Raw genomic sequence first — 8,400 nt, 5'->3', positions numbered from 1 at the left:
CAGCGAAGGAACCCCGAGCCCCAGCGAGCGGGCCGAACGCAGGAGCAAGCCTTTTCGGTTACCTTTTCGGCGTCTGGAAAAGGTGACTCGCCGTAAGGGCGAAACCGCCAGCCGCCACACCCAAAAAAACGGATATCCCCCCAAAACCCCAAGAACATGGTCGGCCCAAAGGCCGCCAAGTCCAAAGCGTGACGCCTGTCAAAACCCTGAACGCACAAGCAGAAACACCGCCCCCCATTGAAACCACCCAAAGCCTGCCCCATCTAAGACCCATACCCCATTGCGCAGGTGCCCCATGAGCGACCAGCAAGAATTCCCGGACAACCCAGACGACTACACCGAAGCCGAACACATCGAACACACCTCATCCGGCAAAGGCCTGGCCCTGCCCGGCCAGAACCTGCCGGACAAGGTCTACGTCATCCCGATCCACAACCGCCCGTTCTTCCCGGCCCAAGTGCTGCCGGTCATCGTCAACGAAGAACCCTGGGCCGAAACCCTCGATCTGGTGAGCAAATCCGACCACCACTCCCTGGCCCTGTTCTTCATGGACACGCCCCAGGAAGACCCGCGCCACTTCAACACCGGCGCCCTTCCCGAATACGGCACGCTGGTGAAGGTGCACCACGCCAGTCGCGAAAACGGCAAATTGCAGTTCGTCGCCCAAGGCCTGAGCCGCGTGCGCATCAAGACCTGGCTCAAACACCACCGCCCGCCGTACCTGGTGGAAGTCGAATACCCGCACCAGCCGACCGAGCCGACCGACGAGGTCAAGGCCTACGGCATGGCGCTGATCAACGCGATCAAGGAACTGCTGCCGCTCAATCCGCTGTACAGCGAAGAGCTGAAGAACTACCTAAACCGCTTCAGCCCCAACGATCCGTCGCCGCTGACCGACTTCGCCGCCGCCCTCACTTCGGCGACAGGTAATGAACTGCAAGAAGTGCTCGACTGCGTACCGATGCTCAAGCGCATGGAAAAAGTCCTGCCGATGCTGCGCAAGGAAGTCGAAGTTGCGCGCCTGCAGAAAGAGATCTCCGCCGAAGTGAACCGCAAGATCGGCGAGCACCAACGCGAGTTCTTCCTCAAAGAACAGCTCAAGGTGATCCAGCAGGAACTCGGCCTGACCAAGGACGACCGCAGCGCCGACCTTGAACAGTTCGAACAACGCTTGGAAGGCAAAGTGCTGCCGGCACAGGTGCAGAAACGCCTCGAAGAGGAAATGAACAAACTGTCGATCCTCGAAACCGGCTCGCCAGAGTACGCGGTCACCCGCAACTACCTTGACTGGGCGACCTCGGTGCCGTGGGGCGTGTACGGCGAGGACAAACTCGATCTCAAGTACGCGCGCAAGGTACTCGACAAACACCACGCCGGCCTCGACGACATCAAGGACCGCATCCTCGAATTCCTTGCGGTCGGTGCCTATAAAGGCGAAATCAGCGGCTCCATCGTCTTGCTGGTCGGCCCTCCGGGCGTGGGTAAAACCAGCGTCGGCAAATCCATCGCCGAATCCCTTGGCCGGCCGTTCTACCGCTTCAGCCTCGGCGGCATGCGGGACGAAGCCGAGATCAAGGGCCACCGCCGCACCTACATCGGTGCGCAGCCGGGCAAACTGGTGCAGGCGCTGAAAGACGTCGAAGTGATGAACCCGGTGATCATGCTCGACGAGATCGACAAGATGGGCCAGAGCTACCAGGGCGACCCGGCGTCGGCGCTGCTGGAAACCCTCGACCCGGAACAGAACGTCGAATTCCTCGATCACTATCTCGACCTGCGCATGGACCTGTCGAAAGTCCTGTTCGTGTGTACCGCCAACACCCTGGATTCGATTCCCGGCCCATTGCTGGACCGCATGGAAGTGATTCGCCTGTCGGGCTACATCACTGAAGAAAAAGTCGCCATCGCCAAGCGTCACCTGTGGCCGAAACTGCTGGAAAAGGCTGGCGTGTCCAAGGGCAGCCTGAGCATCAGCGACAGCGCGCTCAAGGCCTTGATCGACGGTTACGCCCGTGAAGCCGGGGTGCGCCAGCTGGAAAAACAGATGGGCAAACTGGTGCGCAAAGCGGTGATGAAGCTGATCGACGACCCGAAAGCGGTGATCAAGCTTGGCCCGAAAGACCTCGAAGCCTCGCTGGGCCATCCGGTGTTCCGCAATGAACAAGTGCTGTCGGGCACCGGTGTGATCACCGGTCTGGCCTGGACCAGCATGGGCGGCGCGACCCTGCCGATCGAAGCCACGCGGATCCATACGCTCAACCGTGGTTTCAAACTCACCGGGCAACTGGGCGACGTGATGAAAGAGTCGGCGGAGATCGCCTACAGCTACGTCAGCTCGCACCTGAAACAGTTTGGTGGCGATGCGAAATTCTTCGACGAAGCCTTCGTCCACCTGCATGTGCCGGAGGGCGCCACACCAAAAGACGGCCCGAGCGCCGGCGTGACCATGGCCAGCGCCCTGCTCTCGCTCGCCCGCAATCAGCCGCCGAAGAAAGGCGTTGCGATGACCGGCGAACTGACGCTGACCGGGCATGTGCTGCCGATTGGCGGAGTGCGCGAGAAGGTGATTGCGGCGAGAAGGCAGAAGATTTTCGAACTGATCCTGCCGGAGCCGAACCGCGGCAACTTCGAGGAGTTGCCGGATTATCTGAAGGAAGGCATTACCGTGCACTTTGCCAAGCGCTTTGCGGATGTGGCGAAGGTGTTGTTCTGACTTAGACTGAGACGCTGTCAACCTCGATTGGCAGCGTTTCGCTTTATACTTTAAATACTGCACACCTATAGAGAAACGTTATTAAACACTGTTATTTATGACAGTAGACACTACGCCTGAAAAATCCCAAAACTAACCGGGCTGATTTTTTATAAATCCATCCCGGAGCAGGTATGAAAAAATCCACCACTCTACAGCCAGCCGCAGGCATATGGTTACTCGACATTGATCATGAAACTCTGTTCGCCGACAGCCTATATGGGACTATCCATAGCAATGTTGTCATCCTACAAGGCTCGCGCAGGTCGGATCGGACCGGTTTTGATTTCAGAATCGAGATTAAGGATAGCAAACTTGGTAATGGGCAGCAGGATTTGCCTCCGAATGGACTCTATGACTATCCGCTGGACAAAGAGCTCATCAAAGTCAGTTACAACGGTATTAAAGACAGCCAGAACTTTGTAGGCATCCCGCAAACTGGAAAAATAACGATATGCCTTGACCCGACAAAAAAACTTTACTTCGGACATCTGGACATTAAGTTTTTAGTCAATCAGGAACCGTTAAACATTAAAAGCATCTTCGGCATTCATATCTCCTAACAGGTTAACGCATTGCGGAATCTGCCGACGACAAGGGCAAGTTGTCGGCGAGATTCTGGCATCGTCCAATTAGCATCCGGTGCTACTTGAGTTATGCTCGCCGTTCGTCGTCAACGCCGGAGCCACTGAGCCTATGTCCGCCACTCGCCTGTTTGTCCCTCTCGCCCTCTCTTTGCTGGCCGCCTGCGCCACGCAGCCAAAACAGAACGTGACCGTGGAAAACCAGAGCGAATGCCCCGTGCAGTTGACCAGCGGACAAAACCTGATCGTGATGCTGCCGAGCAACCCGACCACGGGCTATCGCTGGGCAATTCAGGATTCCGCCGGCGGCGTGCTACATGCACTCAGCCCTGAGGTTTACAGCAGTCCGAAAGATTCCGGCATGGTCGGCGCGGGCGGTTTTTCCACCTGGCGCTTCCAGGCCTTTGCCACCGGCAACGGCCGCCTGCGCCTGACCTCGCAGCAGCCCTGGGAACCGGAAGTCGAGCCGGCAGAAACCTTCGACTGCGCCATTTCGGTGAACTGATCGTGGGCTGGCTGATTCTGGCGCTGATGGGCGCGGTGACGTTTCTCTACGGTGTGAGCACGCATGCGGCATTGCTCTGCCTGTTGGTCAAACCGTTACCGGTGCTGGCGCTGCTCGGCTGGCTGCACGATGCGCCACCCAGCGACTATCGGCGCTGGATCAGTTTGGGGCTGATTTTCTCTGTGCTCGGTGACGTGTTGCTGGCGTGGCCGGGGGATTTGTTTGTGTTTGGTCTGGGTGCGTTTCTGGTGGCGCATCTGGCGTATCTCAAGGCTTACCTCAGCGACTGCAAACGGCTGGCGCTTTTGCCGCTGGTGCTCGCGCTCGGCGTCGGCGCGGTGCTGCTGGGGATTTTGATTTCCAGTGGCCTCGGGCCGTTGCTAGTGCCAGTGCTCGTCTATGGCACCGCGATCAGCGCCATGCTCTGGCGCGCCCTCGCCCGCCTCGGCACCGATGTGCCCAAGCGCTCGGCGTTGCTGGCGGCGGCGGGTGCGCTGGCGTTCGTGTTCTCCGACAGTGTGATTGGCATTGATCGCTTTGTGGCGCCGTTTCATGCTGCGCCGTACGTGATCATCCTCAGTTACTGGCTGGGGCAGTGGGGGATTGCCGCTTCGGCGTTTTCCGTGAAACACCGCTAACTTTGTAGTGAGGGGATTTATCCCCGATGGGCTGCGCAGCGGCCCTGAAACCGGTCAATCAGGTATGTCAGACAGACCGCAGGCACAGATCTTGGGGCTGCTTAGCAGCCCATCGGGGATAAATCCCCTCGCCACGTCGGACAACCCAAGCATCCCGACGCCACTTTGGCTAAAATGCCGGCCTTTTCATCAACACCGCCGGAACCGCCGTGAGCAAAGAACCCGATCGCATTTTCGCCCAGCCGATGGCCCAGGTGCCTGACTTCGCCTTCAACGAGGACGTGGTGCGGGTGTTCCCGGACATGATCAAGCGCTCGGTGCCGGGTTACCCGACCATCGTCGAAAACCTCGGCGTACTCGCGGCGCAATTCGCTCAACCGAACAGCGTTCTGTACGACCTCGGTGCTTCGCTCGGCGCCGTGACTCAAGCCTTGCGCCGTCACGTGCGCACCGACGGTTGCCGGGTGATCGCGGTGGATAACTCGGCGGCGATGGTCGAACGCTGCCGCGAGTACCTGAACGGTCAGGATTCGATGTTCCAGGAGCTGCTCCCGGTCGAAGTGATCGAAGGCGACATTCTCGCGCTCGAATTCAAACCTGCCTCGGTGGTAGCGCTGAACTTCACCCTGCAATTCATCGCCCCGGATCAGCGCACCGCGTTGCTCTCGCGTATCCGCCAGTCGCTACTGCCCGGCGGTGCGTTGATCTTGTCGGAAAAACTGCGTTTCAACGATGCGCAAGAGCACGCGCTGCTCACCGACCTGCACGTCGCGTTCAAACGCGCCAACGGCTACAGCGAACTGGAAATTGCCCAGAAGCGCAGCGCCATCGAAAACGTCATGAAGCCCGACAGCCTCGAAGAACACCGCGAACGCCTGTTGGCCGCCGGGTTCTCGAAAGTCGTGCCGTGGTTCCAGTGTCTTAACTTTGCCTCGTTGATTGCCTTGCCATGATTGATCTGTCCCCCCTCGCCCGCCGTCTGGCCGGCACCCCGCTGGCCGACTGGGCCAACACCCTGCAAGGGCAACTCGACAAGAAAATGGAGAAAGGTCACGGCGATCTGGAGCGCTGGCAGAGCGCGCTGGACGCATTGCCGAAACTCCAGCCGACTGAAGTCGATCTGCTCAACGGCCTGAAACTCGACACCGACTGCGACGACGAAACCCGCGCACAAATGCGCACCGCGCTGATGGGCCTTTCGCCGTGGCGCAAGGGGCCGTTCGACCTGTTCGGCGTGCATGTCGACACCGAATGGCGCTCGGACTGGAAGTGGTCGCGGGTGGCCCCGCATCTGGATCTCAAGGGCAAGCGCATCCTCGACGTCGGTTGCGGCAACGGTTACTACATGTGGCGCATGCTCGGCGCCGGTGCCGACAGCGTGATCGGCGTCGATCCGAACTGGCTGTTCTTCTGCCAGTTCCAGGCCGTGCAGCGTTATCTGTCCGAGCCGAATGCCTGGCACCTGCCGTTCCCGTTCGAAGACCTGCCGCCGAACCTCGAAGGCTTCGACACAGTGTTCTCGATGGGCGTGTTCTACCACCGTCGTTCGCCGATCGAGCATTTGCTGGCGCTGAAGGATTGCCTGGTCAAGGGTGGCGAGCTGGTGCTGGAAACGCTAGTGGTTGAAGGCGACAAGCATCAAGTGCTGGTGCCGGAAGATCGCTACGCGCAGATGCGCAACGTGTGGTTCCTGCCATCGGTACCGGCGCTGGAGTTGTGGCTGCGGCGGGCAGGTTTCACCGATGTGAAATGCGTGGACGTCAGCACCACCACCGTTGAAGAACAACGCGGTACCGAGTGGATGAAGTATCAATCGTTGAGCGACTTCCTTGATCCCGAGGATCACAGCAAGACCATCGAAGGGCTGCCGGCGCCGATGCGCGCGGTGATTGTCGCGAAGAAGTAATTTTTACAACCACCAAACAAACCTGTGGGAGCTGGCTTGCCAGCGATGGCGTCGGCACATCAAACATTGATGTTGGCTGAACCAATGCTATCGCTGGCAAGCCAGCTCCCACAGGGTTTTGTGTTGTCTTTTAGATAGCTGGTTTAGCGCGTCTCGCCCGGAAGAACTCAGTCAGCACCGCCCCACACTCCTCCGCCAGCACCCCACCTTCATACAACACCCGGTGATTCAAAAAGCCCTGGGTAAAGAACTGCCCCTGACTCTGCACAATCCCGGCCTTCGGCTCCAGCGCGCCATACACCACCCGCGCAATGCGTGAATGCACGATCAGCCCGGCGCACATGCTGCACGGTTCCAGCGTCACGTACAGCGTGCTGCCGGGCAGGCGATAGTTGTTGATGGCCTGGGCAGCAGCGCGGATCGCGACCATTTCCGCGTGGGCACTCGGGTCGCTGGTGGTGATCGGGCAGTTGTAGCCACGCCCGATGATCTCGCCGCTCTGCACCAGCACCGCGCCCACCGGCACTTCGCCGAGGGCTGCGCCTTGGGCAGCAAGCTCCAGCGCTTCGCGCATGAAATCGCGGTCACGGCTGCGGTCGATGATCGCGGCGGGGCGAATCTGGCGCATCACTTCACCTCGATGGCGGCCATCAGGCCGGTTTCCATGTGGTCGATCACGTGGCAATGGAACATCCATACCCCCGGGTTATCCGCCACCAGCGCCACTTGCGCACGCTCGTTCTTGCCCAGCAGATAGGTGTCGGTGAAGTACGGAGTGATCTTGTGCCGGTTCGACGCAATCACCTTGAAGCTCATGCCGTGCAGGTGAATCGGGTGCTGGTACTGGGTCATGTTCTTCAGTTCGAAGATGTAGCTCTGGCCCAGCTTCAGGCTGGCAATCGGCCGATCGGCGCAGGTCTTGTCGGTGATGTCCCAGGCCTTGCCGTTGATCTGCCACAGGCTCGGTGGCTTGCCGTTGTCGACATTCACCGACACCGAACCGACCCATTCGAAATTGAAGTTGAGTTTCTCGGCATTCGCCAGATCCGGCTCGGCCACCGGGTTGGCGGGCAAGGCTTTCGGCCACTCGGTTGGCGCATCGTTATTGACCACCGAGCGCAAGGTTCCCAGTCGCACCGGGCCGTTGCGCAGCGACAACTCTTCACCGGCCGGCGGCGCCTTGATCGCCAGACAAATACGCATGCCCGGGCCGAGCCAGTATTCCTTGCCCAGCGGCCGCGGCTCGATCGGGTTGCCGTCCAGCGCATAGATCTGCGCTTCAACGCCGGGGATGTTGATGCGATACGTCAAAGTGTTGTCGAGGTTGAGCAAACGCACCCGGGTGATCTGCCCCGCCGGCAACTCGATCACCGGCGTTGGCACGCCGTTGATGGTCGACAAGCGCCCCGCCGTACCGCCACGCGCCGCTTCACGGGGAATGCTGAACTCGACGAAATTACCTTGCTCGTCGATGTGCCAGTTCTTCAGGCTCAGAGTCTTTTCGTACTTGAAACCGGTCGGCTCGCGCTCTTCGACAATCAACGGCCCGACCAGCCCGCGCCCCAGCTCCTCGCTGCTGCTGACGTGCGGGTGATACCAGTAGCTGCCGGCGTCCGGCACGCGGAATTTGTAATCGAAATATTCACCGGGCAGCACCGGCAATTGCGAGACGTACGGCACACCGTCCATCTCCAGCGGCAGACGGATGCCGTGCCAGTGAATGGTGGTCGCCACCGGCAGATGGTTGATGAAACGCACCCGCAACCACTCGCCCTGACGCACACGCAGTTCGGTGCCCGGCGCCGATGGGCCGAACGCCCAGGCCTCGGTCTTGTGCCCAGGCACCAGCTCAACATCCAGTGGCGCCGCGATCAGCTCGTAGTCGTGGCCCGCGTCAGCGTCGGCCATCTTGCCCAGCCAGTAACGCGACGCACCTCCCGCTCCGACACCAACGACAACAAGACCGGCCAGGCCACCGAGGATTTGGCGACGGGTAAAGGACATGAACTCAACTA

General features: G+C 60.0%; 8 protein-coding genes. 6 read left to right on the top strand and 2 right to left on the bottom strand.

Annotation, left to right across the window (positions count from 1 at the left end; genetic code table 11):
* Positions 1-295: 295 nt before the first annotated feature.
* The 6 genes from lon to cmoB all read left to right on the top strand — a co-directional run bounded on the left by lon (position 296) and on the right by cmoB (position 6,385).
* Positions 296-2,713, top strand: coding sequence for an endopeptidase La (gene lon / locus QRN61_RS21445; RefSeq protein ID WP_027612113.1), 2,418 nt, complete (start codon positions 296-298; stop codon positions 2,711-2,713).
* A 173-nt stretch (positions 2,714-2,886) separates the two neighbouring features.
* A complete protein-coding gene (locus tag QRN61_RS21440; protein WP_183783946.1) occupies positions 2,887-3,315 on the top strand; it encodes a hypothetical protein in 429 nt (142 codons plus the stop codon).
* A 133-nt stretch (positions 3,316-3,448) separates the two neighbouring features.
* Complete coding sequence (locus tag QRN61_RS21435; protein WP_027612115.1) at positions 3,449-3,841, top strand: protease inhibitor I42 family protein; 393 nt, start codon at positions 3,449-3,451, stop codon at positions 3,839-3,841.
* Between the two features lie 2 nt (positions 3,842-3,843).
* Entirely contained in the window at positions 3,844-4,479 is a 636-nt protein-coding gene (locus QRN61_RS21430; protein WP_178083270.1) for a lysoplasmalogenase, read from the top strand.
* A 245-nt stretch (positions 4,480-4,724) separates the two neighbouring features.
* Positions 4,725-5,432, top strand: coding sequence for a carboxy-S-adenosyl-L-methionine synthase CmoA (gene cmoA, locus QRN61_RS21425; protein WP_256662091.1), 708 nt, complete (start codon positions 4,725-4,727; stop codon positions 5,430-5,432).
* The gene (gene cmoB, locus QRN61_RS21420; RefSeq protein ID WP_027612118.1) at positions 5,429-6,385 is read left to right on the top strand and encodes a tRNA 5-methoxyuridine(34)/uridine 5-oxyacetic acid(34) synthase CmoB; all 957 of its coding nucleotides are present in this window, start codon (positions 5,429-5,431) and stop codon (positions 6,383-6,385) included. The genes cmoA and cmoB overlap by 4 nt, the downstream gene beginning before the upstream one ends.
* A 130-nt stretch (positions 6,386-6,515) precedes the next feature.
* Here the strand turns inward: cmoB and tadA are convergent, their stop codons facing one another.
* Both tadA and QRN61_RS21410 read right to left on the bottom strand, forming a co-directional pair.
* Positions 6,516-7,013, bottom strand: coding sequence for a tRNA adenosine(34) deaminase TadA (tadA, locus tag QRN61_RS21415; RefSeq protein ID WP_285375350.1), 498 nt, complete (start codon positions 7,011-7,013; stop codon positions 6,516-6,518).
* Positions 7,013-8,389 (bottom strand): multicopper oxidase family protein, encoded by a 1,377-nt coding sequence (locus tag QRN61_RS21410; protein ID WP_285375348.1) that lies wholly within the window; start codon positions 8,387-8,389, stop codon positions 7,013-7,015. The genes tadA and QRN61_RS21410 overlap by 1 nt, the downstream gene beginning before the upstream one ends.
* Positions 8,390-8,400: the final 11 nt, after the last annotated feature.

It is taken from the genome of Pseudomonas sp. lyk4-TYG-107 (assembly GCF_030209055.1).
In the GTDB taxonomy this organism is placed as follows: domain Bacteria; phylum Pseudomonadota; class Gammaproteobacteria; order Pseudomonadales; family Pseudomonadaceae; genus Aquipseudomonas; species Aquipseudomonas putida_A.
Note: the sequence above shows the minus strand (reverse complement) of the source record. Positions and strands in the feature narration are given on the sequence as shown.